Source organism: Alkalimarinus coralli (assembly GCF_023650515.1).
Classification (GTDB): domain Bacteria; phylum Pseudomonadota; class Gammaproteobacteria; order Pseudomonadales; family Oleiphilaceae; genus Alkalimarinus; species Alkalimarinus coralli.
Genome location: NZ_CP096016.1, coordinates 3,911,570 through 3,937,535, shown reverse-complemented (window position 1 = coordinate 3,937,535; position 25,966 = coordinate 3,911,570). Strand labels below are relative to the sequence as shown.

The window sequence follows — 25,966 nt, the reverse complement described above, 5'->3', positions numbered from 1 at the left end:
CCTATGATCCCTTTTTATTCAAGCGCTTTTTTATTTCACGATCAAAATCGGATTCGATGCGTTGCTGCTTATTAAACTTGTCATATTCTGCATGCGCCTTTTGATCGGCAAGTTTGCGAGACACTTTTCCGTAACCTTCTAGCGTTTGATATTCATTAAACGCCAGAAATTTGTTCACACTTTCGGCAAAACTTTCCATGGTAAACGTGGTACGCCTTTCAATAATGCCCTCTATGTAATCAAAGAACGCTGAGACCGCACGCTCCAGCTTTTTGATATCACCTTCACTTAAGTAGTTTTTCGCGATCGTCGCATCCGATTTCAATACCCGCCCGTCTGGTGCATTTTTATAAGTGCTCATACCCATCAGAGGTTTGCTGGCATCTGCCTTTAGCGAGATAATTTCAGACGCCGTATGTCCGGTAATGGCGAAGTGAAACTTGTCCTGAACGTGGGCATAGAACAAACGGGTGGTTTCAGACTTTGGGTCGTAGTCGACGCTGCACTCGGCAAAAATATCGGTAATCTGCTGATAAATGCGTCGCTCGCTGGCGCGGATAGAACGCACTCGCTCCAGCAGCTCGCGATAATAATCCTTGCCAAAAAAACGTCCATTTTTAAGGCGCTCATCATCCATGGCAAAACCCTTGATGATGTACTCTTTAATCAGCTGGGTGGCCCAGATTCTAAATTGCGTTGCCTGGGCTGAATTGACGCGATAGCCTACTGAAATAGCAGCATCAAGGTTGTAATACTCGAGCTTCCTTTTTACCTCTCGTTTACCTTCCTGTTGAACTGTTTCCAAAATGGAAATGGTTGCTTCTTTATCTAATTCACCGCTGGAATAAATGTTCTCCAAGTGCTTTGAAACAGCCGGGACACCTACGCCAAACAGCTCTGCCATGCGCTTTTGCGTCAACCAGATGGTCTCGTTACTTAACAGCACCTCAACTTTTACCTCGCCATTGGGTGCGGTATAAAGCAGGAATTCTGTGGTTTGGTCTTGCAGGCTTAATTCGTTTGGCATCGGGTTCCTTCCTTATGCGTTAATAACGGCCTTCTCTGGCTCTGGTTTTGGAAAGCTCAGCAGTAAATCACGATAATACTCGTATTGCTTTTGGCGCAATTCGATTTCGCGGGGTAAACCTTCGGTGATGGAGTTGATGAGGGCGTCGAATTTGTCGAGGATGGCAACGATTCGAGCTTGTTCTTCTATCGGTGGCTTGGGAATTTTCATATTATTCAGTGCTCTTAAAGTTATAGTTTTTTGAGCAGCACCTGTAGCAACTGAATTAGCTTGTTTTAATAGTTCAGAACTCTGAAGTACATGATAGAGGTATTTGGACAGCATCTTATTCTGATCGGGACGCATGATTGCAATATGTCTTTGAAATGCAAACGGTTTGTCATTTTCTATGAGAATAGGTATCCCAAATGTGCCCACAACCGTATAAAGAACATCATTTTTTCGAGCTTTGCGTTTGTCATGAAGTGCATCGTAATAACTTTGAGGCACGTATTTTGTGTTGCTAAAGTCGATTTTGTTCCGAGATGAAACATTGGAAATGGTAATAAATGGGATTCCCGAGTTAACTTTAGGAGGAGCTTGATGATCCCCATCAGAAATGCTTTCACAGCAATCTGATAACATCGCAAACGGCACGTCATCTTCAAAACTCAACAACTGGTCACGGTAGTAGTTGTATTGTTTTTTACGAGCATTAAGTTCGGTGGTCAGCTCGGTGGTCAGCTCGGTGGTCAGCTCGGTGAAGGTGTCCAGTATGCGGACGATTTCGGCTTGGATTTCCAGTGATTTCCTAGGGCTTTCTGGGCAGGGAATTGGGACAGGAATCTTTTCAACTTGATGGCTCATCAGCTTGGGATTACCCATTCCAGAGTAAACGTGCTTTTTCGCCTCAATAGAAAGCCAGTAAAATAAAAACTTGTAGTTTAGCTTCGTCTCGTCGTTAATTTTTATCGACCCACACACATTGGTGATGGAGAACTTGCCTGTACGATGAAATACCGTTCCAGCATTAGCCCCATCAGTTGTCCAACTAATATACTCGCCATCAAAATCAAATGTATCAATTTTCCCAATCATTCCATTTTTTGCAGTTTGAGAGCTGTAAACGGGAAATTCTCCTGCGTTATCGACAAGATACCCCTTTGACATTACGCGGCCGCGTTTCAGTGTTGTTATCGTTCCTAACGCCTTCCACTCAACCTCAACCCCATCCAGCAACTTTTCCATAAAGCTTAGATCGCTCATCCCTCAATCTCCGCAACGATTCCATCAATCTCATTTCGCAACTGATCGATCTTGGTAACGGTAACTTTCAGCTCGGCATTGAGCTTGGCAATATCAATCACTTCGCGGATATCTTTAGCTTCAACATAAGTGCTCACCGACAGGTTGTAATCTTTAGCTACTTCTTCATAGGGCACTGACAGAGCAAAGTGATCCACATTCGCTTTGCTATCAAACACATCCATGATCTGCTTAACATGATCGTCAGTGAGAGTATTGTTATTGGTCTCTTTCTTAAACAGCCCGCTGGCATCAATAAACTGTGTATTGGTATCCGTTTTATGTTTGGAGAGCACCAGAATAGTCACGGCGATAGTGGTACCAAAAAACAAATTAGGTGCAAGTGAAATGACCGTTTCGACGTAGTTGTTATCGACCAGATACTTACGGATTTTCTGCTCAGCACCGCCTCGGTAGAAAATACCCGGAAAGCAAACAATGGCTGCACGGCCTTTGCTCGATAGGTAGCTCAGTGCATGTAACACAAAGGCAAAATCAGCCTTGGATTTTGGTGCGAGTACGCCCGCAGGTGCAAAACGTTCATCGTTAATTAGGGTTGGGTCGTCACTGCCTATCCACTTCACTGAATAAGGTGGATTGGAGACAATGGCATCAAAGGGTTTATCTTCACCAAAGTGTGGGTCGGTTAGAGTATTGCCTAGCTGCATATTGAACTTGTCGTAGTTGATGTTGTGCAAAAACATATTCATACGGGCCAGGTTGTACGTGGTGTGGTTTATCTCCTGCCCGAAGAACCCTTCTTCAATCGTATGTGCGTCGACATGTTTTGTGGCCTGCAAAAGCAGCGAACCGGAACCGGCGGCAGGGTCATAGATTTTATTGACGCTGGTTTGCTTGTGCATGGCCAGTTGCGCGATTAGCTTGGAAACATGCTGCGGAGTGAAAAATTCGCCGCCGGATTTACCGGCATTGGCAGCATAGTTCGAGATGAGAAACTCGTAGGCATCGCCGAACAGGTCTATATGAGCCGCATCGAATTTGCCAAACTCCAGACCTGCGACGCCTTTCAGTACATCAGCCAATCGGTTATTTTTTTCTTTTACCGTATTCCCTAAGCGATTACTGGTGGTATCGAAATCGGCAAATAGGCCTTTTATGTCGCCTTCTGATGGGTATCCGCTGGCCGAAGCTTCGATTGCGGCAAAGATTGCGGCTAAGTCGGTGTTCAGGCTTTCATTCGTCTTGGCATTTTTGGCGACATTCACAAACAACTGGCTTGGGTAGATGAAGTAGCCCTTGGTTTTAATTGCGTCGTCTTTGATGTCTGGCGTAATCACCTCGTCGCCTAGCGATGCGTAATTGATACTATCGTCATCGGCTTCAATGTAACTAGCAAAGTTTTCGCTGATAAAGCGATAAAACAGAGTGCCAAGGACATATTGTTTAAAGTCCCAACCATCGACTGAGCCACGCACATCGTTGGCGATGGCCCAAATTTGACGTTGAAGGGCAGCACGTTGTTGGATGCTTGTCACTCTAAAATTCCTTTTGGTTTGTTTTTTGTATTATCGTAAGCGTGTGAGGAGACTCTGCATTATACGGAGAAAGCCCAATCTTTAGAATTGGGCTTAAAAACTTCAAATAAAATAAGGAGGTTAGACAGCATGTGGAACTGACGTTGCTATCCAGTTTGACAGTAAGTTAACCCCTAGCCCAATCGATACAGCTGGGAATACTGCAAGCCAAAGCGTGCTATTTGCACTAATCGCTTCCCAAATTTCATCATTTGGTTTTTTGAGTAAAATTAAGTCCGAGTAGGCTATTAACTCAATATACAAGCTTGCCATGTGCGCACCGATGCTTATAAGCCCGATACCACATATCAATTTACTTACTCTCCAATTGTCTCCTCGGTTATAGCTTGCATAGATTAAAAATGCCACGAAAACTGGCATAGCTATTAACCAGCCCGTTAAATTAGGTAATTCAGATATTTCCATAAAAACTCCACAATAAAACTAAAAAAGAAGGAGGGTGTACCTCCTTCTTGGATACCACTTCGCTCTAATTCGGCAAAGAGCGCCAGTGCGCACCAACTGCTTCCCAACGACCAAATCTGAATCGATGATAAGCAATCACACGAACAACTTTTGAAGTATTCATGGCTAATTCCTCTTATAAGTTTATAGAGGGATCTCTTGTAATGTGGAGTAACAGAAGCTAATCTAAGTGTGAGTTCACTTGGTATGCCCCTGAGGTTTGAGACCTCCGGTATACAACCTGAAGTTTGATTTCTGCAAAAATCAAACTTCTCGCTCCACAGAATAGGCTTTAGGTTTTTCCCAAAGCCTATTTTTCTTTCCGAACTCCTTTAAATTTCTTACCGTCAGATTTTACATCCATAAACCTTCCTGTCGTTGTGTCTCTTTTGACCCAATGCCCCGAAGGAGTCTGAGTCTGAGATCGTTGCTTTACTGCCCCGTGGCGACGGTTGTCACCTGAAACGCCATTTTTTGCCATATCAATTTTCCTCTAATTAAACACAAGTTGTCTGCATAGCAAGAAATAGGATTTATCCCTATCAATACCACACAACGCAATTAGAACATGAATTGACCTGCATGTCTATAAAGTGGATGTGCATATTATATATTTAGAGTTACAAATATAATATTATTTGTATTTGATATAGTGATTTTATACGTTAAGATTAAGAAAAACACAATTTAATGGTGATTCTTTATGGCTGATATCAAAGGCCATGCTTTTCACGGGCTTGTTGAAAAGCATGGAATTCAAAGCGCAGAAAGGCTTGCTTATATCGACTTTCTTCTTAGATTTACCGGTGGCTTAAGTCGTTCTGACATAACCAATTTTTTTGGGCTGGGTGATGCAGCCGCATCCAAAGAAATTTCATTTTATAAGGCGCAAAAAGAAAACAATGTCGACTATGACCGAGTATTACGTCGAAATGGCATTCTTAGAGAAACCTATCAACCCTTAGTAGATATTGATGCAGATACGGCTCTTGGCATGCTGGCTAATGGATTCAATAAAACAAAGCTCCAACACAAACCAATAATCCCTTATAGTCGCGTAGGTAATTCGCCTAAGATCTTAGATGTTGATTTAGTCAGCAAAGTAACTCGTGCGATAAGCTCTAAAAATATAATTAAGTGCCATTACATGTCCGGCTCTAGCAGCAATCATGGCGAAAGAACTCTTGTTCCAACAACAATTTTTTTTGATGGCATATCCTGGATGTTTCGAGCATTTCATAGAGAAAGCAATGAGTTCAAATGTTTTAACTTTTCGCGCTTAAAAGAAGTTGAAGAGTGTCCGCAAGACTTCGCAAATAACAACGAAACAATAGAATCAGACGCTGATTGGCAACTGACCACACTGGTTCATTTAACACTTCATCCATCCCTAACCGATAAGAAGAAGGCGGAAATCAGACAAGAGTATGATTTAGACATAGATCAAGATGAATTCGTAGTCAGCGAGAAAGCGGCGCTCATCTATTATTTAGTTTGGCATTGGAAAATAGATACCGCAGATACTCCAGACATGAATAGCTCTTATAACTTTTTCTTAGGCAACGGCAATACGCTAAAACACCTAAAGTGCATGGAGAATGTATTTCGTTAGCAGAGGTGTCAGAATTTAAACCAAAAGGCAGCGATGCAGGATTAAAGCTGCCAACTCCTTTTAATACAAACTATCGACAAATTCATTTTTTCTTTTTCGCCTCCGCCAACAGAAAGTGCAATTTTAATGTACAGGTACAACTCCCCCTCGGCGCAGTATTTTTAAGGGCTCCCGAGAAAACGCACCTAAACTATTCCTCTTTGCATTTTTAAAAGTACGATAAAACTGTACATTTACCTTTAAATTACTCTATTGGTAACAATAGATATAACTACAGGGGTCATAATGACTCCATTTGGTAGTGCCCTGACTACATTAAGAAGAAGCCGAAAACTTCAGCAACGCGAGTTAGCCGAGCTTGTAGGAGTTTAAGGTGGGCAAACAAAAAGAGCGGCTGATGTGCCGCTCTTTTTGTTTCAAGGTTTCTCACCCTTAACTTATACAATATGGTCAGTAGAGAAGTAGTTAGTCTTGCTCCACTTACGGCTGTGGTGCTTACGCACTTTTGAACGAAGCTTACCGTTGACATAGACATACCCTAAAAAGGTCGTGCCGCGGAAGTTGTATTTTGTAGACCAGCCTGTCCAGTAGCTATAACCACCAGAGATGGCTTTAAGGGCTTTGCTGTCTAGCTCGTTGCTAGTAGTAAGGTCTGCAATGTTCAATGAGTTAAGAGCTAAAGTTGTCATCATCGTATCCTCTGAGTAGATCTTTCTAAGTGTTTTTGAGTTTAAGTAGTAGAACCTTTCATGTTGCTTGGTTGGTTCGTACTTAAGATATTGCAGAGGCTGTGCCAAGGTTTGATTTAAATAATCATATTTTTTTAACTAATTGATAATAAATGTATTTAAATTACATTGCCTTGAGCTTGGAGGTTTTATTGGATATTTGTTATTTCTGTTTTGTTAGTCAAAAACAAACTAAAAAATAGAATTGTTTTGTTAAAACAAATATTTTAATGCGTTAGTCTGATTGGTTTATACCTGTACCTGCATCGTTATTTCTTCTTTTGAGTCACTTAGTCATTCCTGCGAAGGCAGGAATCCATTTTTAGCGCCTCTCAAATTTCCATTCCCCTTAATGGTATTAAGACTACAATCTAAGGGTAGGTTTTTAGCTCTTCCCACATAGGCTTTTCACTTAAGGAGCAGGTCATGAAAATTATTGCGTTTGCAGCGAGTAACCATAGAAAGTCCATTAATAAGCAGCTGGTTGAGTATGCGGCTCATCTGTTGAACAAAGCAGATGTTGAGGTGTTGGATTTGAACGACTATGAGTTGCCTTTATACAGCCAGGATAAAGAGGAGGAGCTAGGGCACCCTAAACTGGCGAAAGACTTCCTGGCAAAAATAGGTGAGAGTGACGGCATTATTATTTCGTTTGCTGAGCACAACGGTTCTTACTCTGTTGCCTATAAAAACCTGTTTGACTGGTGTTCACGTATTGAACCCAAAGTGTATCAAAATAAACCGATGGTTCTCTTATCGACATCTCCCGGCCCAAGGGGTGGGGCGAGTGTATTAGCAACAGCGGTGCAATCTGCGCCATATTTCAATGGTGTGGTGAAAGCGAGCTTATCTATTCCGAGCTTTTTTGATAATTTTGACGCCGCAAAGCAGGCGTTAACGCACGAAGAGCTGAATGAACAACTCAAGGATGCGGTCAGCCATTTAAACCACCTTAAATAGGCTGTGTGAGTCGACCAGCTATTTGTTGCAGACAAGTAACAAAAAAGAGCGACTAATCAGCCGCTCTATTTTTTGATCAACACTATCCTTTGTCTACTGCTTATCTTCATCTGTGTAATTTAAGGCCTTTATTGACTGGTAGCGAATATGAAGCTGGCAGCACTGTCTGAACCAGTTTTAATTTTAGTTGGAAAAGGCATAACGGCTGCCCACTTCCGCTTACCTTCAGCGACGGTGAACTCCCGAATCGTCCAGGAATCATTTGGGCGAAGGGGGCGAGGCTTAAGCGAAATTTTACCCGTTACTAGCTGGCCCAGATCTTCGCTTAAAAATGTAAAAATTTCGGTTTCCCCTTTCTCAAAGGCATTGCCAGAAATCATCTCGTTGACATTATAGAGTGTTTTACTCCCTTCAACTCCGAGAAAGGTCATAGTGGCATTCGAATCGGTGCCGTTATTGTCAGCAGTGGTAATATGCACGATGTACTCTTTTTGCTCCTTGCCCCGGTGTAGCGTGATTGTACCGGACTGAGATCCTCCAATGTTGCGGGTGGGATAATAGCCCGCTTCCTCGCCTTGATCTGTACGAATAGTTACTTTCTTGAGGTGCCATTCGGGCTTCGGCCCCGCGTTGTCAGAAGTGATTTTTATTTTATCTGGAAGACCTACATCTAATTGGTTTATTACTTTGAGAGTGTCCGTTCCGTTTGCTTTGAAAGCATCGTAACCGAGGTACCCAAGAAAGGAGTTGACGATAAGCGGTACTGTTGAGGTGTTCTTGCCATACATCATGATACTAATGTTAGCATCGGTACCATCATTCCCAGTTTCAAACATGATCTGGTAGTTGGTGCCCCCCTCCTTCCCTGCATCGGCTGTATTCTGGTCTTCTGATTTAAGACCTGTGATAGGTTGAACCACCCTTTCGGGTAAGCTCGGTGAATTTTTGTTACTTTTGTCGGTAACGTAGTCATAAACAGTGATCCCTCCGAAGACGGTAACGCCTAGAATACAGAGGTAAACAATTGACCGTAATATGGATGCAAACGCTGTGATTTTGGAAGGAGGGGCTGGATTGTCGTTCTCATTGTTGTCAGATCTTTTATTCATGTGGTTAGCCTTTTATGTCTTGTTATTTTTTGTACCTCCACCGGCTGAATTGAAAATCAGCAGAGTCAGATACTAGATTGCTGGGTCTACAGTTAGCTAGAGTACAAACTTCAAGTATTTTATCAGGTAACTTTAAGCTTTAGGTGACGTGGATCTGCGGGCAACAATATCTTTGAGTGTTTTTGTAATAGTTCTCCCCTGCAGTTGGTATGTCTGTCGGGAAAAGTGCCCTTGTTAGAAGTATTTAAGGCACATCGAACAGGCTAACAACTTAGTCTTTATACCTGCTTTATGCTCAGACATGGTATGTAGAAGAATATAGCGTGTTTTTGCGCTTTTGCTAATGTCAGAATAGCTTAGCGGTCAATCATGGTCTGAGTGGGTGAGCAATATAGGGTGACGGCTTGCGCATCACTGGAAGTTGAAACAACAAAAAAGAGCGGCACATCAGCCGCTCTTTTTGTTTGAAGGACCGTAACCCTTAGCTTATACAATATGGTCAGTAGAGAAGTAGTTAGTTTTGCTCCACTTACGGCTGTGGTGCTTACGAACTTTAGAGCGAAGCTTACCGTTTTTGTATACATAGCCTAAAAAGGTTGTACCGCGGAATTTGTACTGGGTTGACCAGCCTGTCCAGTAGCTATAACCACCTGCGATGGTTTTAAGGGCTTTGCGGTCTAACTCGTTGCTAGTGGCAAGGTCTGCAATGTTCAGGTTTGCAACGTTCATCGTGTTAAGAGCTAAAGTCGTCATAATCGTATCCTCTGAGTAGTGCTTTTAAATGCTTTGGTTTTTAGTTGTAGAACCTTTCATGTTGCTTGGTTGGTTCGTACTTAGAGTACTGCAGAGGCTGTGCCAAGAATTGACTTAACAGATTGAATGTATCTTAAGGTATTGATAATAAATGGGTTATTGTTTAGCTATTTGAATGCCGGAAAAATAATGGATATTTTCGATATGATATTGGTTGTCTGTGAGCAAACAAAAAATCATAAACTGTTATTTTAAAAATAAACTTTTTTGATGCTCTAGCGCTGTGGTGAAAATTCCTTTGCTAGCGGGTATTAGTGAGGGAGCTTGAAATAGTTAGGCTGCGAGTATGAGCCCCTTAGTTGTTTTGTTTTCGAAACCGGTAGTACGAACCAATGTCTTGAAAGCCCAGCTTTTCCGCTAGCTCATCATGGCTTATCTGGCATAGCTCATTGTTCTTGAGCGCGTTTAATCGGGCCTTTTTGACCAGCTTAGTAAAACTCGTGCCTTCTTTTTTGAGCCTCCGGTACAGTGTAGAGCGACTGACATAGAGTTCTGCACAGGTTGCGCCGACCTGGCAGAAGTGCGCCAGGTTTTTTATCAATAGTTTATTTACTGCGGCTAATACCGAGTCAGAGTGAGTGTTAGATAGCTGCTCATTGAGAGCCATCGCCTGCTTGGCAACTAATTCCTTGAGGTAGGGGTTGGCCTCTTTAATCGTTTGGCTGAACACCTCTTTCGATAACCATAAACAATTTTCGGGTTGGCCAAATAATACGTTATTCCCAAAAATCGAATGGTATCTTTTTTGTGACTCAGGCGCTGGTCGCACTAACGCGGTGGCAAGCGGCGTGATGCCTTCCTTTGAAAATTCCTGACTCCATGACAGGAGGGCGCTCATGCTTCGATCTATGGCGATTGAGGGGTATTCTGGTGAGCTGAATCGAACGACAAGCTTTATTTGATGGCCTTCATCAATGCTGTGCCAGTGCTCAGACGGATTTAGTAGCGATATGTTTTGGCTGAATGTTGAAAAGGCCTCAGCTAATGTACTGCATTGAGAGAGCCAGGTTGCTAAAACGCCTTTTGATTGGAGGTTTACATTTGAGCCGATATTAAGGCCGATGTCAGAGTCTTTTTGTTGAGCATCTGTCTGTTGCCAAAGATCTATCAGCAACGCTTCGGGAAGCCGGTACTCCTGTATCGGTTTATTGTCCCTCCAGGCATCATACAGCGCTAAAAAATGGCTGCCCATATCGGCTAAGTCGCTTTCGCCAATAACCCCATTGTTGATTAACTCGTTTGCGAGGTCGATGACTGCAATTGCAGAAACAGTTTGATTAGCTACGTGCAAAATTGACCGCCATTTAAATTACTCCGCTTAAATTGAAACCAAATACCAATACCTTGAAACCAGATGCCAGCAGCGAAAAGTATCTGTGCGTTTATAGTGTAAACCACTGTTGATATTAGATTAAGGTTAAATTGGTATGGCACTGCTCGAGACAAATACAGAACAGCATATAAGCTCAGAAGCCCAGCTCAGAAAAATCATTCCTAGCTACCCTAAAATGCTTGATAAACGTATACGCCCTGAGTTGGACTGGTACTGCTTAGAGTTAATAGATCTTTCCGCGCTTATTGTGACGGCTTACGGCCACTCAAATCACCCAATGAAGCTGCTATCGAGAAAAGATGTGTTTGTTGCAGATAGCAAAACCATCGTTCTTTCTCCTGATATAGGTATGAGCTTGAGGAGCAATTGTGTTTATGCCAGTCTGTATTTTTTAGTGCCTGGCGTCGGCCATGGTCTAAGGGTTAATGGCAAAGTTCAGCACCACGATTCGCAGTTAGTTTTAACCGTGAGCGGTGTCTATTTGCACTGCGCTAGAGCGGCTGCGAGAGCAGAACTTTGGCGTAGCAGAAAAGAGTCTGCGCAGACTGAGGTGAACTCGCTTATGTCGCCAGAGCAATTTATTGCAGCGAGCCCATATCTGATGCTGAAAACAATGAATAAGGCCGGTGAAACGGAATTATCTCCCAGGGGCGATCAAGGGAAAATAGCTTACCTAGTCGACAAACATCGTTTATTCATACCTGAACGTCCCGGCAATAAAGTCGCGATTAGTTTAAGGAATATCCTAAAAAATGACCGTGTGGAACTACTGATGTTGATACCGGAGACTGCCTTCGTTATGCACGTTCACGGATACGCTACATTAATTCAGAATGAGCAGCTGCTTGATCTCGTTGTCGTCAATAACAAACGACCTAAACTGGGCATCCTGCTGGAACAGTGTCACTTCTCGATAGAGCAAAGCCATGCTATTCAACAAGCCCAGCCTTGGTTAAGCGAGCGCCAAGTGAGCCCTGACAGTTTGACTCGCTTCTCAAAGGCGCTATCCATGCATATGAATGGCGAAGGGCTTTTAGGAAAAGCTGCAACACCTATTATCGATGCGGTGGTAAAAAATGATATGAAGAATTTGTATTGATTTGGCATGTTAGTGGTGTCGTTTAGATTTTAGGGTTAGCTAGTTTATTGGTTGTTAAGTTGCCAGGCAGGAACTCATTGCTTTACATTGGGGGAGCAGGCTTATCTCTGTTTGGTGCAGATCGTTTACACTATATTGTTTGCTATATTAATCGCCTCAACCGACAGTCGGTGTAAAAGGTTTATGTTATGAATATACCAAAAGTCGAATTTCACTCTCACCAGTCTGAGAATATAGGCATTGAAGTGATATGGCTGAATGATCTCTATAGTCGGGCGACTCCATCAGACCATAACCCTTCACTGCCGCACCGGGTTGAGTTTCATTGCTTTATCTATATTACGAAAGGTGAAGGAGTACACTTTATTGACTTTAACCACTACCCTGTTCAAGCGGGTAGCTGTATTTTTGTCAATAAGCATCAGGTGCAAGCGTTTGATTTCACAAATAGGCCTGAAGGCTATCTCATCTTATTCACCGATGAGTTTGTGGATGTAATTCGCACCAATATCAGAACGCCGCTTTTTTTACCCACCCAGCTTGTTGCCAGCTACTTACCGACGGTTATCTTGACCAATAGGGTTAAGCGGAGTTGTGAGTCGCTGTTATTGGAGGTTAATAATGAGCAGGCACGTTCGGTAACCGACCCTTTAGTCATGCAACTACTGTTTGCAGCGTTACTGTTAAAAATAAACCGTGAGAAACCAAACCGGTACACCGAGAACCTGAGTGAGCCCCGTATTAAAAAATTCCTTCAATTTATGCAACTGGTTGAGGTCAGGCACTGCAAAACCAGAGATGCCTCTGACTACGCCAATGCGATGCACATGACCTATAAGTCGTTGAACGAAATATGCAAATTAGCCAGTGGTCAAACCGCTAAGCAGCTGATTGATGCCCATACTATTTTAGAGGCAAAAAGAAAGCTGATTGTGGAGAACCTTCAAGTGCAAACACTCGCTTACTCACTGGGTTTTGATGAAGTGACTAACTTCGTCAAGTATTTCAAAAAGCACACCTTGCTAACCCCTTCCCAATTCAAGGCCTCTTACAAAGGTTAGATATTTACCATTTTTTGCCGTTAACTACCTGCCGGTTGTTTCAAGCTGGGAATACTATATTCCTACGTTTTGACTGGAGATCAACGATGCAAAAAATAATGTCTATTGCGGTAGCGGCCACCTTACTATCAGTCGCCGCGTGCACTTCTAACCAGATAACCCCGGAGAATAGTATGACTATTTCAAATAAAGAAAAAGCCGTTGCGCTGCTAAATAGTATTGAAACTGGCGATCAGGAAGCGGTCAGATATGTAAACCCTCAACAATACACTCAGCATAATTTGGCTGTTGGAGATGGTTTAGCGGGATTTGGTGCAGTATTGCAGGCACTGCCTAAAGGCAGCGCAAAAGTAGATGTGATACGTGCGTTTAGTGATGGTGACTATGTATTCACTCACACGGATTATAACTTCTTTGGCCCCAAAGTGGGTTTTGATATTTTTAGATTTGAAGATGGCTTAATCGTCGAGCATTGGGATAACCTGGCGGTCAAAGCCGATGCGCCTAACCCCAGTAACCATACACAGCTAGATGGGCCAGTAGAAATTACAGACCTTGATAAAACCGGTGATAACAAAGCGCTGGTAGCAGACTTTGTGGACTCAATTCTGGTCAAAGGTGAAATGGATAAACTTGCGTCGTTTATCGATGGGGATAACTACATTCAGCATAATACAGATATTGCTGATGGCTTATCGGGCTTGGCTGCTGCGCTGGAAGAGATGGCTAAACAGGGTGTCAGTATGGTTTATAGCGAAAACCATGTTGTATTGGGAGAAGGCAACTTTGTACTGAGTGTTAGCGAAGGTTCGTTTGCCGGTGAGCCTACGTCGTTTTATGACTTATTCCGCGTTGAACACGGAAAAATTGTTGAACACTGGGATGTGATCGAAACCATTCTTCCTCGTGATGAATGGAAGAATGTTAATGGTAAATTCGGCAATTTATAAAGCTGAAAAATAATATTCGACGACGTGAGATAGCTTTCTCAACGTTTAATTGCACCCTCTGATCACTCAGAGGGTGCTACACAAAATAGGTGGATTATTATGAAACTGCTAACAGTTGTTTTTATTGGGTTTATAAGCTCATTTAGCACCATGACGTTTTCTAATGAGTTATTAGTGGGCAAAAAGGTGTCTCATTCGTGGACAGAAAATACCTTTCCAAAAGAGTGGCCAACACCAACGTTTGAAACGTATATCTGTGACAACCGCACGCTTATTTGGAATAACACCACAGACAAAAACAACCTTTCGTTTGGCGTAGAAGCCTATACGGCGGTTGAGTTAGCGCCAAAGGTGCTTCAAGTTTCCTGGAAAGAAAGCCCTGAGACGACCAATTACGGCATCATTTGGACGCTCGATTTCAACGATATGACCATTAATGGCGTATTGGTCAATATAGATAATACGCGCAACTTTGTGGTTTCAGGGGCGTTTACTATTGAAGAGGCTGTCGCGAAGCCTGGTTTAAAATCATGCCAATAACTCATCCATAAATGCTATTAGCCCTCACCATAGGAGGCAATAATGACTGATGTAGCAGAAAAAAGTAGCCCTGTATTATTTATCCCTCATGGCGGTGGGCCTATGCCACTCTTTGATCACAAGGGGCACCAAGAACTGGTTTCATTCTTGAAGTCGATACCCGCCCAGTTAGGTGCCCCTTCAGCGATTATATTGATCAGTGCCCATTGGGAGGAGGGTAAGGTCACCATTACGGGTGGAGAGTCGCCTGAACTAATATATGACTATTATGGTTTCCCTAAAGATGCCTACGACGTTAAGTACCCGGCACCGGGCCATACCGTATTGGCAGAAAGGGTGAATGACCTTTTAAAGCACCATAACATTGAGTCAGATATTGATTATGAGCGCGGGTTTGACCATGGCATGTATGTGCCACTAAAGCTGATGTATCCAGAAGCGAGTATCCCATGCATTCAACTGTCACTGATCAACAACCTAAATCCCAAGCAGCATATTGAGATAGGCAAGGCTTTAGCTAAATTACGCAAAGAGAACGTGCTGATCATTGGCTCAGGCTTTTCGTTCCATAACTTAGATGCCTTTAGGTCAATAAACGGTGGTTCCAATGACAGTAAGAATGAAGCGTTTGAGCAGTGGCTTATCGATACCTGTACCGATAAGATGTTCTCTCCAGTAGAGCGCGAACAAAGACTTACTGGTTGGAGTGACGCCCCTCATGCACGCTATTGCCACCCACGAGAAGAGCACTTATTACCCCTGCATGTTTGCTATGGCTTAGCAGGCACTGAAGCGAAGCTTGTATTTGAAGGCACCGTGTTGGGGAAAAAAGCGAGTGCGTTCCTTTGGTGACGCTTGTCTGTTGTTAATGATGCAATTTGTATTTTAAACGGTTTCAAGATAGCTGAGTGGGACTCAATGAATGCAAAAAGAGCGACTGATCAGCCGCTCTTTCTGTTTGTTGGTTAATAACCCTTAACTTATACAATATGGTCTGTTGAGAAGTAGTTAGTCTTGCTCCACTTGCGGCTGTGGTGCTTACGAATCTTGGAGCGAAGCTTGCCGTTTTTGTAAACATACCCTAAAAAGGTCGTACCGCGGAATTTGTACTGGGTTGACCAGCCTGTCCAGTAGCTGTAACCACCTGCGATGGCTTTAAGGGCTTTGCTGTCTAGTTCGTTGTTAGTAGTAAGGTCTGCAATGTTTAATGAGTTAAGGGCTAACGTTGTCATAATAGTATCCTCTGAATAAATCTTTTTAAGTGTTTTAAGTTTTAAGTAGTAGAACCTTTCATGTTGCTTGGTTGGTTCGTACTTAAGGTATTGCAGAGGCTGTGCCAAGAGTTGAAAAAAGTGATCTAAATATTATTAACATATTGATATATAAGTTTATTAAAAATTATTTCGGTCATTGGGTAGGGTTTACAGTAACGCTAAGCTCTTAAAATTGTTAGCAATATACAAACTAAAATAGTGAGGGTGTTTAATTATTCTAAACAGCTGTTGTGATATTAAATGTTGATGGTTAAATCATCGGCAAATAAATTGGCCTACTCTTCGCTCATCGTAATATAATTGTGCCGGTGCTTATTAGTGCAATATTTATCATTGTCGCACTTACCAATATAGCGCGGCTTAATGTCGTAGTTATCACCGCATAAAATGTTCGGCAGGGAGCCGACAAGATAGACGCAAAGTCTGGCAGGAGGCCAAAAATGAAAACACGCGTTGTTATACAACAAACAACCTACGATATTTACCCTCCGGGTTTCGATCTGACCCATGCTGGTAAAGTGATTGGTTTTGCACAAGGTCAGTATCAGGCCGATATTTTTGCAGAAGCCGTCGTACAGTATAATCCCCATGCGGCAGCCCAGCTATCATCCTGTTTTCATGCACGAGAGCAAATTGCGGACATTAAGCAGCAGCTTGAAGATCGCCTCTTAACCGTCGTTCTACCCGCCGACCTTGCAAAGCCGGGTGAGGCTAAATCCTGGATGAAAGCACCTAGTGATAGTCGTCCATTAGACAAAGAGGCGGCCGCAAAAAATCTGAACAACCTTCAGACTGCTTCTGCTTCGCGCGCTGGTAAGTCCGTCGGCGGAGCCAGTGCTTCGTCATCGCATCCCCCCTCCATTAAATCTGAGGTGTTAACCCGTAAACTGGTGGTTGAAGTGGCGGGCCGTGATTTATCCCGAAAACAAATGCTCCATATCAATGCCTACCAACAAGAGTATGAACAACGGTTGGCAGCAGACAACGATCATCAACTCCCCCATCGCAGCCTGGTAACATTCTCACAATTAGGGCCAAACCCGCGAAGGATAGGGCTTGCCATCACGATGAGTGGCCCTCCATCTCCAATGGTGTTGCCATTGATTAAAGCTGCCACCCCGTGCTTGCGTACGGCTAACAAAGCAGAGTGGGATCACTTGCTTATCCCCATTAAACCCCTTCGGTATTGTTCAGAGCTCCGGGACAAGCATGATGCTGAAATCTTGCGTGATGGTTGGATGTATATTTTCTGGAAAGGCCTGTTATGGCGTGAACTGGAGGTCAAGTCAAACAGCGCAATGCGAGATGTAAGAGTATCCTGGTATCGCAGCCAATATCGTTTTGGCCAGCATCAGGCCGACGCTGAACGAACAGCGGAAGGGCATTGGCTTAACAGTGTATGGGTGCCTTATAAGCTCGGAAATGAATATCAGTTGGGGCGAAAGGGTGTTCGGATTGTGTTTAGCGCTACCCAATGGACATGGGACGTTATTGAGTCATTGGAGGCAAGTACTGATCTGCTGATTAAGAAAACGACCTCAGTTGATGCAATAAGCCACTATTCAAGCCAGCAGACATTTGGTGTTGAGCATAACGATATTGATAGTATGGAAAACTCGGCACAGCGAATGAAAGGTCGGGATGCTCAAGGGATGGAGAGCGAGAAAAAAATAGCCTCGGTATATCTATCTCCCGCCAAGGTGCTGCAAACACTGCACGTCAGCCTTCATGATGAACAGGGCGTACCTGTTAGCAATGCTCGTTTTGATGTAAAAGGGGAGCGAGGCATTGTTGCTCAAGGCATACTGGATGAGCAAGGAGAGGCCGAGGTGTCTGTTCAATCATTGGATTCGTTGCGCATTACTTTTCCCGACTTTGATCAGGACTTATGGAGCCCGGCAATATGAAATCAAGCAACGAAATGAAAACATATACTGTGCAGCCAGGGGATTGCCTAATATCCATTGCCCATCAGCATGGACTCTCCAGTTGGCAGGCATTATATGAGCATCAGGCCAATGCTTCACTCAGAGCAATGCGACCAGACCCTAGTCGCTTAATGCCCGGTGATGTGGTGGTTATCCCCGAGCCTCGCCAAAAAACAGAGGGCGTTGTGGCCGACATAAGCAATGCGTTTGTATTAAGGCGACCAAGCGTCTGGTTTGTTGTTGTTATTCAGAATGATGACGGCAGCATTGTGAGCAATCAGCCTTATGAACTAACGTTAGCTCCTGGTAAAAAGATCACAGGGATGACTAACGTTCAAGGTGAGGTTAAATGCCTTATCGACCCGGTGCTAGCGGAGGCAACATTAACGGTATGGCCCGAGGGTCAGGTGTCTCAAAAGAAAATGCGTTGGCGAGTACAGCTTGGCAATTTACCCCCACAAGATACTTCAGAAGGTGTGGTGAGTGAGCTGAATAATTTGAATTTAAGATCAGGGCGCGTTGCAGTGGATGACCGGCAGTTTCATCAGGCTTCAGCGCGCCGATTACAAAAGACTTTAGACAATGCACCGGATGATTCATTAGTCGGGCTAATCAGCCATGCTGAGCAGGTTTTTGCTTAGCGTTATCGTTTTTACTTTACCAACTCAAGGATGAGTGCTTATGGCGACGTCACTAAAAAATATTCTCCCAGACTACGAAGGCCTCTTCAAAGACATTGCGCGTGTGAAAATGGAACTGAAGATTCTGGCCGAATTAAAACGCTCCCGTGAGACAAGCTATAAGAGCAAACATGTATGGGGGTATTCTGAAAACTACGAATGGAAATCCGCCTGGAATGTCGCGACAAGTCGCTTACAGAGTCTCGAATTGAGGCTTCAAGCGCTTGAAAAGCAATACAATATCAGCACCAAAGCGGTTCAATCGCTCTGCGACTATTACCCCGAAGATGAGGCTGAACAATTGGCGCAGCTGGAACACTCGATTAGCCGTCTGGTAGAGGTGATGGGCAATGGAGATCCTGAGCAGCTTGCGCCGTTGCTTAAGCAGAAGGAGTTGACCCCCAACATTACACAAAAGGCATATGTTAACCGGCAGGCTGAACCATTAACTGAACTCAACAAATTGTCTGCAACCTGCAAGCTTCGTATCGAAAGCGACGTGGTGCGGTTAAGGTTTGTCTATCAAGACGCCCCCGATGAGGCCGTGAATAATAGCCATATTATCTACTGGCTCTATGATAATCATCCTGAACGGCCGGATACTATAGAGCAAGACGCTGATGCTTTTTTTGAAAAAACGCAGTTGATGATGCCCATCGGTATGGGGGTGACGAACAGCGATGGTTTTCTTATCCAGAGTGTACCTATACCTGAATCATTAGGGCTTCACCACATTGACCGCACCACCAACCAAGTCATGGTAAAGCCAAAGCTTTCAACCGATAAACTGAGGAAACTCCGTTACGATCTCGGGTATGACAAAAAAGCGTACAATGATGCCGTTAACGGCGAGTTAAACCTGTGGGGCAATACCAAGGCCTTTAGCGATGCACTGCTTAATTATGACGGGTTGTTTAAAACCGGAGCCTCAGAGCGTGATTACCTTTACTCATTGAGAGACCGGGCTCCCGTGCTTGATCAATATGCGGTGCTAACGGTATCTGAGCAGGTGATGCTGAACCTGATAGTGCAAGGGTTTAATGATCATGATGAAACAGCCATCGAAAAAGTGATGGTAGAAAACGGCTGGTATGACTTTAAGGCCCGACAGCTCACACGAAAAATCACCAACCAGTATTTTTATCGCAACCGTCGTTATGGCTTTATGCTATACCCGGTAGATCGTGGCAGTTTTATCAGCAAAGACGTAACCACGCTCACGCAAGCGCTGGATATCGCTAATCAAGACAAGGCGATCTCAACATTTACCACTCAAGGTGCCGCCTGGGCAGAGCAACAGCTGCCTGCGCCTGAAAAAGATCAGCCTAACCCCTATTCGACTATTGCCATTTATTGCACGCTACCCGAGTGGGATAGACGTCTGTGTGAAAAACTGGCCGCACTGGAAGATGCGCATCAAGAGTACCAGCATGCGATAAAGCCGCACCTTGATAACGTTCTTTGCATTCAGCAAATGGAACAACTAACAGAGCTGTATGGTCAATATCACTACGCTCCGTTAAACAAAGAGGAGTCTGAAACCATTGCCTCGCTATCTGAAAATCTGGGAGATATGGGTAGCACGATAGAAAAATGGATATTAGAACCAACCGATACCCCGGACTTTCCGTTAGCGAAGATAAAAAGCAAGCTTAATGAGTGCGCTAAACAGTTATGGGCTTTACTCAATAGCCCTGCGTTAGCAAATGAGTTGAAGCGTTATATCAATGCAGCCTCTATGGCTGAGCCTAACGGAGGAGGCGTTCCCGCAGGGCCATATATGGCGCAAGAACCCTACTGGCTGCATATCTACGACACCTTGTCTAAATGCTATGCTGCGTTTAAAAATACCTCATTAGCAGAAGAAGTATGGGAGAAACATGTAAAGGATTGTGTGTGGTGGGTGGCAGAGGATGTTGAGGGGGAGACGCTGAAGCCAGATGATGATGTGGTAGGTATTATTTCAAGAATATCTAAGACATTTTATTTTGATGATCAGGAAGACGGAAATAATTTAAGCCCTCTGATTGCAAGGTTATATGATCATATTGAAGATAACTTATATTTAAATAAGTCGCCCGAAAGCAATCCATTACTAACGGTTTTGAACGCTTATAAAAAACTATCAGACGCCACCTTCCATAATCAGCCCGGCCCTCCGTCGCTAATGCAAACGCTGCTTGATACCTATGCTGACTATGTCTCTAAATTAGTGCGCCGACATAGTGTGGGTAAAAACTCACTGCATATCAAACTATTCTTCGGTGTGATGCGTCTCTATGGCGTGTCGCCCGATGGGGCGGAATTTCATAGTTTTAAACATAACATTTATCGTTTATTGAGAGCTCACGGCCGGCAATACTCACCCGGGGGTAAGAAGCCTAAAGGGGGTAAAAATAAAATTAGCCACGATGCTCAACGGGTAATAAATCGCATGTTTACCCGTGCGTTTCCAAAACAAGATCAAAATGGAAAACCAGGAGCTTCAACGGAATCATTTTCAGACCAAGCCTATAGCGCCCAAAGCCATATAAAATACAAAAGCGCCATGCAGGTGATGAACTGGATGTTATTGTTTGAATCATGGGGAAATCTGCCTGAAAAGAGCAATATGAACACAGAAGAAACACTTCGTTATATCGGGAACGTCATCGACAACTCAGGCAATACACTAATTAAGGCGATACAGGCAAGAGAGTTGATTAGCTCGCTTTTCACATCGAAGCTCGGTCGCATGTCTCCCCCCTCAGCCTCATTGGTGGCGGTTGCTGATACCATCGCTCAGCGCTTAACGGTGTTAGCCGGTGTTATGGCAACGGTTGATGCTTATAACCATTTTAACCACGGCTTGTATGGGAAAAGTGCAAAGGATGTAGCCTTTGCAGCTAGTGCAGGCATGTTGGCATATGGCCATGCCGTAAAAAAATGGGGCCAAACCGCTGCATCTAATACCTCAAGAACGGTCGCAGCCTCCGTGGGCACGCAAGCATTACGCCGCCGTGTCGGGGTTATGGTGGCGAGCGTTTTATTTGTTCCCGTTGTCGGAGAAGTTGGGTTGATTGTAGGCGGAATAGTGATGACGGGGTTGGCGGTGATTGATACCTTTGAGATTGTGTCCAGTGCATTGCGGAAGCCTTTACATCAGCTATTTCATGGTTACTGGGATAGGCTCATAACCACCAAGGTGAAAGTGGGTGAACAGGAGAAACAGCTATACCTGGATTTTTATACCGGTGAATTCCCGGAAAGTAAGGCATTCAAAACAGCCTATGCCCGTGCAGACGCCCAACGAGAAACCAGCAGGCTAATAGAAGATAGCGCAGTTGACTGGCGCTACCTGACCTGGCGAGCAGTGGTTCCATTACATCTAATGGGGCGGCCCCTTAGCGACATTAAAGCCCTAATAAAACTTCCTGAAGGCGCGCCGCGTTATGCTGGCGGCAATACGGTGTTAAACGGACACCGGACAATTAAAAATAAACTTATCGCGTATATGGACGTTGACTCCATTATCGCATTCTACCAAGCCCTAAAAAAACAAGATGACAACAGCCCATACGACTCTACGCGCACCTGTGGAGAAGTCCGGGTCATGTTGGAACGTGGCTGCTTTAGGCCTCTATTAGACGAGCCGCAACCGACATTTGGCATTGTCAGCCAGCACCTTAATTTAAATACCCCCGTTAGCTGGGCACACAAACAGTTTCAACATTGATTTATCAGGTCATTAACATGAAAGAAACAAACACCGTGAGTGCTTACAACAACAATATTTTTATTCTTTTTACCCTCTTATTCGTACTGTTTTCTGTAAAACCAGCACATGCTGAGGTGACTGTTCACCCAGAAGACCTCGCCGTCTTTAAAGAGATTATTCATGATGCAGGTAAAACGCTGAATGAGTTTGTTTTTATCAATGAATTTAAGTTTGGTGAGCTTGATAGTAGAAGACCAAGGGTTGACCTTGGTCGATGGGGGTCAAGAGGAATTACAGAGCTTGATTATTTTGTTCTGGTTAATAAGAAGGGGAGAGTGTTGGCGTTTGACTTGAGCGATAGTCAGTTAAAAACGACGGCTAATTTGAATCAACTCAAACACCTGCTGGCATTTGGTGCCTCGGGTGCGGATATTGCTGAGCTGAAAATAGAGGGGTTGACAAACTTAGCGTATCTTAATTTGAGAGCGGCGAATATAGAGAAGATTACATCGCTGGTGAACCTGCCCTCACTAACATATTTAAATTTAAAATCCACCGATATTGCCAGTCTGGATGGCATTGGTGATTTACCGAGTATTCAGTATGTAGACCTCAGCGGTAATTACTTAACCGATTTAAAGCAATTAAAGAAGTTTAAGAATGTACATAAACTCACTTTAAGAAGCCCTGGCCCCAAGATAACGTCGCTTGATGGGCTTCAGTATTTGGAGCGGGTGAATAACTTAATGTTGACAAGTATTGACTACACTGACTTGTCGCCCATAAGTGGCTTAAAAACGTTGAATAGGCTCTATTTGTCTTATTGTAGTATAGACAGTTTAGAGAGTCTTGGCGGTCTTCAGCACCTTGAGGCTCTTTACGTTTATGAATGCGGGCTAAAAGATCTAAAAGGTATCGACCAAATGAAAAGCCTTAAAGTTCTCGATTTGAAACTGAACGACGTGACGAGCATGGCAGGGTTATCCAACCTACAGAATTTAGAAGAGTTGGTGCTTGCTTATAACCCCATCACAAAAATTGAAGGGCTGGATAATCATCCAAACCTGAAAACAATTGATTTTGAAGGTTGTCCGATAGAGAGATTATCAGGGCTCGATAGCCTTGTCTCACTTGAAAAGCTCATTGTTGCGAATAACAATGTCAGCAAACTAGAAGGGCTTGATGCGCTCACATCACTCGAAATACTCATTATTGCGAATACCAATGTCAGCAAACTAGAAGGGTTGGAGCATGTTACTAACCTAGAGGAACTGTATATGCCAGATACGAAAATTAGTCGGCTTGAGAATATCGACCACCTGGAAAAGCTAGACTATTTTGTTTACGACAATACCCCGCTAGCGGAAGACGAGTCACAGCGTGAGGCGCTTAATAAACTCAAAAGCGTTATGCATCAAAGATACCTTAGGTCTGTTGGCAAGTAACGCAAATGCTCTATTGGGTGTATTAATACCTGGCATAAATGAACTCTTATCAAAAGGTAAAGGAGAGACTTGTTGAAATTGGGAATCACCAAATAGAGGTGTTCTGGCCAATTACTTTTATGGCTTTGTGTATTTTTCAGAATATAAACCTGTTTCCTGAGCGTGATCAGCTTTCCATTGCCTCAATTCGAGATATAGTTGTATGCGTTTGTTATGAGTAAAGCGTGTGGCCAAAAACATGAATACGAAGCTTTTCGTTTATGAACAGTGAACCTGAACAGCTAAGTCCTTTTCTGGGCCTAACCATTTCGTTACTGCTAGGCTTGTTGGTGGGTATTCAGCGTGGCTGGATCAATAGAAATAAAGCCTCTGGTGAGCGAATTGCGGGTATTCGAACCCATGCACTCATTGGCCTATTGGGCGGGTTATGTGGTCTGTTGGCGAATATTTTCAGTGAATTGGTTTTGGGTTTGGCATTTTTGTCGCTCTCCATCCTTATTACTGCTGCCTATCTTAACAGCCAGCGTTCTCATGCAGATATGAGCATTACCAGTTTGATTGGCATTCTCCTGACGTTTGTATTTGGTGCGTTAGTGGTATTAGGTCAACCAATTATTGCTGCATCTGCTGCGGTGGTGACGGTTGTGATTTTAGATAACAAGCATGAAATTCATACCGCACTGCAAAAGCTTGAAGAGCATGAGCTTGATGCCGGGTTACGGCTATTGCTGATATCGGTTGTGATGTTGCCACTTCTTCCCAATAAGGGCTATGGGCCATGGGACGCGATTAACCCTTATGAAATCTGGTGGATGGTGGTGCTGATCGCTACCATTTCGTTTGTTGGATATTTTTCGATGAAGATCGGCGGGCCGGAAAAGGGGATCATGTTTACCAGCTTCTTTGCCGGTCTGAGTGCGTCAACAGCGCTGACGCTGCACTTCTCAAAGCTGTCAAAAGATCAACCTGCATTAAGCCCGCTGCTTGCCAGCGGGATACTGGCCGCATGTGGCACGATGTTTCCGCGAATACTGTTGGTGGCCGGTGTGATTAACCATGATCTGCTTGCTGACCTCTGGATGCCTGTCGTGATGATGATGTCATGCTGCTATGCGCCTGCTGTTATTATATGGCGGGTCAACAGGCATGTCGTATTTGAACATCCAACGGTCAAACAGAACCCGCTGGAGCTAAGTTCTGCATTTATGTTTGGTTTGATCCTGCTGGTGATTATGCTCCTGTCCAATGGGCTGCAGGCATGGTTTGGCGAGCTGGGTGTATTGTTATTAGCCGTTGCCTCTGGCATTACTGATGTCGATGCGATTACGTTAACATTGAGTCGCGATACAGCAAATCAGTTGTCGGTATCAACCGCCGTTACCGGAATTACCCTTGCCGCGGCAGTGAATAGTCTGGTCAAAGGAGGAATGGCCGCGACGATTGGGCATCGCGCGTTGGCGGTCAGGGTGATGTTACCGCTGTTGATGGCAGTGGTTTCAGGGTTGACGGTTGCTTACCTGATCTACCGTTAGTGCCTGCTTGGGCGACAGGTAACCCTGGGCTCAGTCAGGCTTATATGTCTGGTATGGGTAGCCAAATGTTTCCAGAATACTGTTGTACGTACCGTCTAACTTCATCTCTTCAAGCGCGTTATGAACCTCGTCAACATAACCCCTGCTTACATTTTTCTTTGAGAAAATAATATACGTAGGCCAGGTAAGTACGTTGAAGTTGCTGGAGCTCTCGCTTTGCTTAACTATATCGATGTCACTTAGAAGATCTTTTTCTCTTAAATAGTGGATTACAGGGGTATAGTCGCCAACAAAAAAATCGACCCTTCGCTTAAGAAGCAAATTAACGCTTTGTTCTGTTGAATAGCTATATACTACTTTTTTGAATTGACGACTAAGTGCTCTTTTGAATGCTCCGTTGCCATAGAGGTATCCCAGGCGCACAGCGATAGATTTGCCGTGGACGTTGCTATAATTGGCGTTTATGGTTGTGGTGTCATCCTTACTTTTAAACAGGTAGTACTGCTGTAAGACCAGAACACTATCGACGTAGTGACCCCATTGTTCACGTTCTCTATCTCTGCCGGCATTAAACAGCATATCGGCCTTGCCTGACTTGGTCATCGAGACAGCCCAGTTCCACGGATGAAACTCAAAGTGAATAGTGTTAACGCCGGTTCTTTTAATGGCTTCTTTGACTATTTCGACTGCCAACCCGGATGGCTCGCCTTGGTCGGCAAATTCATAAGGTGGGTACTCCAGAGTAACTGCTTTTAGACCATCCTCTTTGTCAAATGCCATACTATGGGTTGCAGTCAGTAAACCTAGCATCACTCCACAGGCGAAAATCGCACTACTGATGAGCATGTGCTTATGCATAACTTTACTTAACCAGGAGCGAGCCGCCATTACTCT

At 43.9% G+C, this 25,966-nt stretch carries 23 protein-coding genes; 12 read left to right on the top strand and 11 right to left on the bottom strand.

From position 1 onward, the window contains the following. Window position 1: 1 nt before the first annotated feature. The 5 genes from MY523_RS17680 to MY523_RS17660 all read right to left on the bottom strand — a co-directional run bounded on the left by MY523_RS17680 (window position 2) and on the right by MY523_RS17660 (window position 4,792). Window positions 2–1,027: a virulence RhuM family protein gene (locus MY523_RS17680; protein WP_250656002.1), complete on the bottom strand. Its 1,026-nt coding sequence runs from the start codon at window positions 1,025–1,027 to the stop codon at window positions 2–4. 12 nt (window positions 1,028–1,039) lie between these two features. Beyond that, window positions 1,040–2,272 carry a restriction endonuclease subunit S gene (locus tag MY523_RS17675; RefSeq protein ID WP_250656001.1) on the bottom strand — a complete coding sequence of 411 codons (1,233 nt, stop codon included), beginning with the start codon at window positions 2,270–2,272 and terminating at the stop codon, window positions 1,040–1,042. Next, window positions 2,269–3,807, bottom strand: coding sequence for a type I restriction-modification system subunit M (locus tag MY523_RS17670; RefSeq protein ID WP_250656000.1), 1,539 nt, complete (start codon window positions 3,805–3,807; stop codon window positions 2,269–2,271). Before MY523_RS17670 ends, MY523_RS17675 begins: the two co-directional genes overlap by 4 nt. A gap of 120 nt (window positions 3,808–3,927) precedes the next feature. Further along, window positions 3,928–4,272: a hypothetical protein gene (locus MY523_RS17665; RefSeq protein WP_250655999.1), complete on the bottom strand. Its 345-nt coding sequence runs from the start codon at window positions 4,270–4,272 to the stop codon at window positions 3,928–3,930. 349 nt (window positions 4,273–4,621) lie between these two features. Further along, window positions 4,622–4,792 carry a hypothetical protein gene (locus tag MY523_RS17660; protein WP_250655998.1) on the bottom strand — a complete coding sequence of 57 codons (171 nt, stop codon included), beginning with the start codon at window positions 4,790–4,792 and terminating at the stop codon, window positions 4,622–4,624. A gap of 222 nt (window positions 4,793–5,014) precedes the next feature. On the opposite strand from MY523_RS17660, the gene MY523_RS17655 reads away from it, so the two are divergent. Beyond that, complete coding sequence (locus MY523_RS17655) at window positions 5,015–5,923, top strand: BrxR family helix-turn-helix transcriptional regulator (protein ID WP_250655997.1); 909 nt, start codon at window positions 5,015–5,017, stop codon at window positions 5,921–5,923. 437 nt (window positions 5,924–6,360) lie between these two features. Here MY523_RS17655 and MY523_RS17650 read toward each other — a convergent pair whose 3' ends face one another. Beyond that, window positions 6,361–6,615: a hypothetical protein gene (locus tag MY523_RS17650; protein WP_250655996.1), complete on the bottom strand. Its 255-nt coding sequence runs from the start codon at window positions 6,613–6,615 to the stop codon at window positions 6,361–6,363. Between the two features lie 462 nt (window positions 6,616–7,077). On the opposite strand from MY523_RS17650, the gene MY523_RS17645 reads away from it, so the two are divergent. Next, window positions 7,078–7,611 (top strand): NADPH-dependent FMN reductase, encoded by a 534-nt coding sequence (locus tag MY523_RS17645; RefSeq protein WP_250655995.1) that lies wholly within the window; start codon window positions 7,078–7,080, stop codon window positions 7,609–7,611. Between the two features lie 128 nt (window positions 7,612–7,739). On the opposite strand, the gene MY523_RS17640 is transcribed toward MY523_RS17645, so the two are convergent. The 3 genes from MY523_RS17640 to MY523_RS17630 all read right to left on the bottom strand — a co-directional run bounded on the left by MY523_RS17640 (window position 7,740) and on the right by MY523_RS17630 (window position 10,824). Beyond that, complete coding sequence (locus MY523_RS17640; protein WP_250655994.1) at window positions 7,740–8,720, bottom strand: PLAT/LH2 domain-containing protein; 981 nt, start codon at window positions 8,718–8,720, stop codon at window positions 7,740–7,742. 486 nt (window positions 8,721–9,206) lie between these two features. Further along, window positions 9,207–9,473 carry a hypothetical protein gene (locus tag MY523_RS17635; protein ID WP_250655993.1) on the bottom strand — a complete coding sequence of 89 codons (267 nt, stop codon included), beginning with the start codon at window positions 9,471–9,473 and terminating at the stop codon, window positions 9,207–9,209. Between the two features lie 355 nt (window positions 9,474–9,828). Further along, window positions 9,829–10,824, bottom strand: a complete 996-nt coding sequence (locus tag MY523_RS17630) for an AraC family transcriptional regulator (RefSeq protein WP_250655992.1) — start codon at window positions 10,822–10,824, stop codon at window positions 9,829–9,831. Window positions 10,825–10,960: 136 nt separating this feature from the next. Between MY523_RS17630 and MY523_RS17625 the strand changes: the two genes are divergently transcribed. From MY523_RS17625 to MY523_RS17605, 5 genes are all read left to right on the top strand, one after another. Beyond that, window positions 10,961–11,965 carry a PNPOx family protein gene (locus MY523_RS17625; RefSeq protein ID WP_250655991.1) on the top strand — a complete coding sequence of 335 codons (1,005 nt, stop codon included), beginning with the start codon at window positions 10,961–10,963 and terminating at the stop codon, window positions 11,963–11,965. 188 nt (window positions 11,966–12,153) lie between these two features. Further along, a complete protein-coding gene (locus MY523_RS17620) occupies window positions 12,154–13,026 on the top strand; it encodes an AraC family transcriptional regulator (protein ID WP_250655990.1) in 873 nt (290 codons plus the stop codon). Window positions 13,027–13,112: 86 nt separating this feature from the next. Then, window positions 13,113–13,976 carry a nuclear transport factor 2 family protein gene (locus MY523_RS17615; protein WP_250655989.1) on the top strand — a complete coding sequence of 288 codons (864 nt, stop codon included), beginning with the start codon at window positions 13,113–13,115 and terminating at the stop codon, window positions 13,974–13,976. Window positions 13,977–14,075: 99 nt separating this feature from the next. Continuing rightward, window positions 14,076–14,516 carry a hypothetical protein gene (locus tag MY523_RS17610; protein ID WP_250655988.1) on the top strand — a complete coding sequence of 147 codons (441 nt, stop codon included), beginning with the start codon at window positions 14,076–14,078 and terminating at the stop codon, window positions 14,514–14,516. A gap of 42 nt (window positions 14,517–14,558) precedes the next feature. Further along, a complete protein-coding gene (locus MY523_RS17605) occupies window positions 14,559–15,368 on the top strand; it encodes a DODA-type extradiol aromatic ring-opening family dioxygenase (protein WP_250655987.1) in 810 nt (269 codons plus the stop codon). Between the two features lie 128 nt (window positions 15,369–15,496). On the opposite strand, the gene MY523_RS17600 is transcribed toward MY523_RS17605, so the two are convergent. Then, window positions 15,497–15,748, bottom strand: a complete 252-nt coding sequence (locus MY523_RS17600; protein ID WP_250655986.1) for a hypothetical protein — start codon at window positions 15,746–15,748, stop codon at window positions 15,497–15,499. A 482-nt stretch (window positions 15,749–16,230) separates the two neighbouring features. Between MY523_RS17600 and MY523_RS17595 the strand changes: the two genes are divergently transcribed. The 5 genes from MY523_RS17595 to MY523_RS17575 all read left to right on the top strand — a co-directional run bounded on the left by MY523_RS17595 (window position 16,231) and on the right by MY523_RS17575 (window position 25,072). Continuing rightward, window positions 16,231–17,697, top strand: a complete 1,467-nt coding sequence (locus MY523_RS17595; RefSeq protein ID WP_250655985.1) for a hypothetical protein — start codon at window positions 16,231–16,233, stop codon at window positions 17,695–17,697. Further along, window positions 17,694–18,359, top strand: a complete 666-nt coding sequence (locus MY523_RS17590) for a LysM peptidoglycan-binding domain-containing protein (protein WP_250655984.1) — start codon at window positions 17,694–17,696, stop codon at window positions 18,357–18,359. The genes MY523_RS17595 and MY523_RS17590 overlap by 4 nt, the downstream gene beginning before the upstream one ends. A 40-nt stretch (window positions 18,360–18,399) precedes the next feature. Then, window positions 18,400–22,113, top strand: a complete 3,714-nt coding sequence (locus tag MY523_RS17585) for a hypothetical protein (RefSeq protein ID WP_250655983.1) — start codon at window positions 18,400–18,402, stop codon at window positions 22,111–22,113. A 17-nt stretch (window positions 22,114–22,130) separates the two neighbouring features. Beyond that, window positions 22,131–23,540, top strand: a complete 1,410-nt coding sequence (locus MY523_RS17580) for a leucine-rich repeat domain-containing protein (protein ID WP_250655982.1) — start codon at window positions 22,131–22,133, stop codon at window positions 23,538–23,540. Between the two features lie 260 nt (window positions 23,541–23,800). Continuing rightward, entirely contained in the window at window positions 23,801–25,072 is a 1,272-nt protein-coding gene (locus MY523_RS17575; protein WP_250655981.1) for an MgtC/SapB family protein, read from the top strand. Between the two features lie 30 nt (window positions 25,073–25,102). On the opposite strand, the gene MY523_RS17570 is transcribed toward MY523_RS17575, so the two are convergent. Then, window positions 25,103–25,930: a substrate-binding periplasmic protein gene (locus MY523_RS17570; RefSeq protein ID WP_250655980.1), complete on the bottom strand. Its 828-nt coding sequence runs from the start codon at window positions 25,928–25,930 to the stop codon at window positions 25,103–25,105. Between the last annotated feature and the right edge of the window lie 36 nt (window positions 25,931–25,966).

Excerpts from the sequence above, each read along its gene's own strand:
- MY523_RS17680 (WP_250656002.1), bottom strand. The coding sequence starts at position 1,027 with ATGCCAAACGAATTAAGCCTGCAAGACCAAACCACAGAATTCCTGCTT.
- MY523_RS17675 (WP_250656001.1), bottom strand. The coding sequence starts at position 2,272 with ATGAGCGATCTAAGCTTTATGGAAAAGTTGCTGGATGGGGTTGAGGTT.
- MY523_RS17665 (WP_250655999.1), bottom strand. The coding sequence starts at position 4,272 with ATGGAAATATCTGAATTACCTAATTTAACGGGCTGGTTAATAGCTATG.
- MY523_RS17660 (WP_250655998.1), bottom strand. The coding sequence starts at position 4,792 with ATGGCAAAAAATGGCGTTTCAGGTGACAACCGTCGCCACGGGGCAGTA.
- MY523_RS17655 (WP_250655997.1), top strand. The coding sequence starts at position 5,015 with ATGGCTGATATCAAAGGCCATGCTTTTCACGGGCTTGTTGAAAAGCAT.
- MY523_RS17650 (WP_250655996.1), bottom strand. The coding sequence starts at position 6,615 with ATGATGACAACTTTAGCTCTTAACTCATTGAACATTGCAGACCTTACT.
- MY523_RS17645 (WP_250655995.1), top strand. The coding sequence starts at position 7,078 with ATGAAAATTATTGCGTTTGCAGCGAGTAACCATAGAAAGTCCATTAAT.
- MY523_RS17640 (WP_250655994.1), bottom strand. The coding sequence starts at position 8,720 with ATGAATAAAAGATCTGACAACAATGAGAACGACAATCCAGCCCCTCCT.
- MY523_RS17635 (WP_250655993.1), bottom strand. The coding sequence starts at position 9,473 with ATGACGACTTTAGCTCTTAACACGATGAACGTTGCAAACCTGAACATT.
- MY523_RS17625 (WP_250655991.1), top strand. The coding sequence starts at position 10,961 with ATGGCACTGCTCGAGACAAATACAGAACAGCATATAAGCTCAGAAGCC.
- MY523_RS17620 (WP_250655990.1), top strand. The coding sequence starts at position 12,154 with ATGAATATACCAAAAGTCGAATTTCACTCTCACCAGTCTGAGAATATA.
- MY523_RS17615 (WP_250655989.1), top strand. The coding sequence starts at position 13,113 with ATGCAAAAAATAATGTCTATTGCGGTAGCGGCCACCTTACTATCAGTC.
- MY523_RS17610 (WP_250655988.1), top strand. The coding sequence starts at position 14,076 with ATGAAACTGCTAACAGTTGTTTTTATTGGGTTTATAAGCTCATTTAGC.
- MY523_RS17605 (WP_250655987.1), top strand. The coding sequence starts at position 14,559 with ATGACTGATGTAGCAGAAAAAAGTAGCCCTGTATTATTTATCCCTCAT.
- MY523_RS17600 (WP_250655986.1), bottom strand. The coding sequence starts at position 15,748 with ATGACAACGTTAGCCCTTAACTCATTAAACATTGCAGACCTTACTACT.
- MY523_RS17595 (WP_250655985.1), top strand. The coding sequence starts at position 16,231 with ATGAAAACACGCGTTGTTATACAACAAACAACCTACGATATTTACCCT.
- MY523_RS17590 (WP_250655984.1), top strand. The coding sequence starts at position 17,694 with ATGAAATCAAGCAACGAAATGAAAACATATACTGTGCAGCCAGGGGAT.
- MY523_RS17585 (WP_250655983.1), top strand. The coding sequence starts at position 18,400 with ATGGCGACGTCACTAAAAAATATTCTCCCAGACTACGAAGGCCTCTTC.
- MY523_RS17580 (WP_250655982.1), top strand. The coding sequence starts at position 22,131 with ATGAAAGAAACAAACACCGTGAGTGCTTACAACAACAATATTTTTATT.
- MY523_RS17575 (WP_250655981.1), top strand. The coding sequence starts at position 23,801 with ATGAACAGTGAACCTGAACAGCTAAGTCCTTTTCTGGGCCTAACCATT.
- MY523_RS17570 (WP_250655980.1), bottom strand. The coding sequence starts at position 25,930 with ATGCATAAGCACATGCTCATCAGTAGTGCGATTTTCGCCTGTGGAGTG.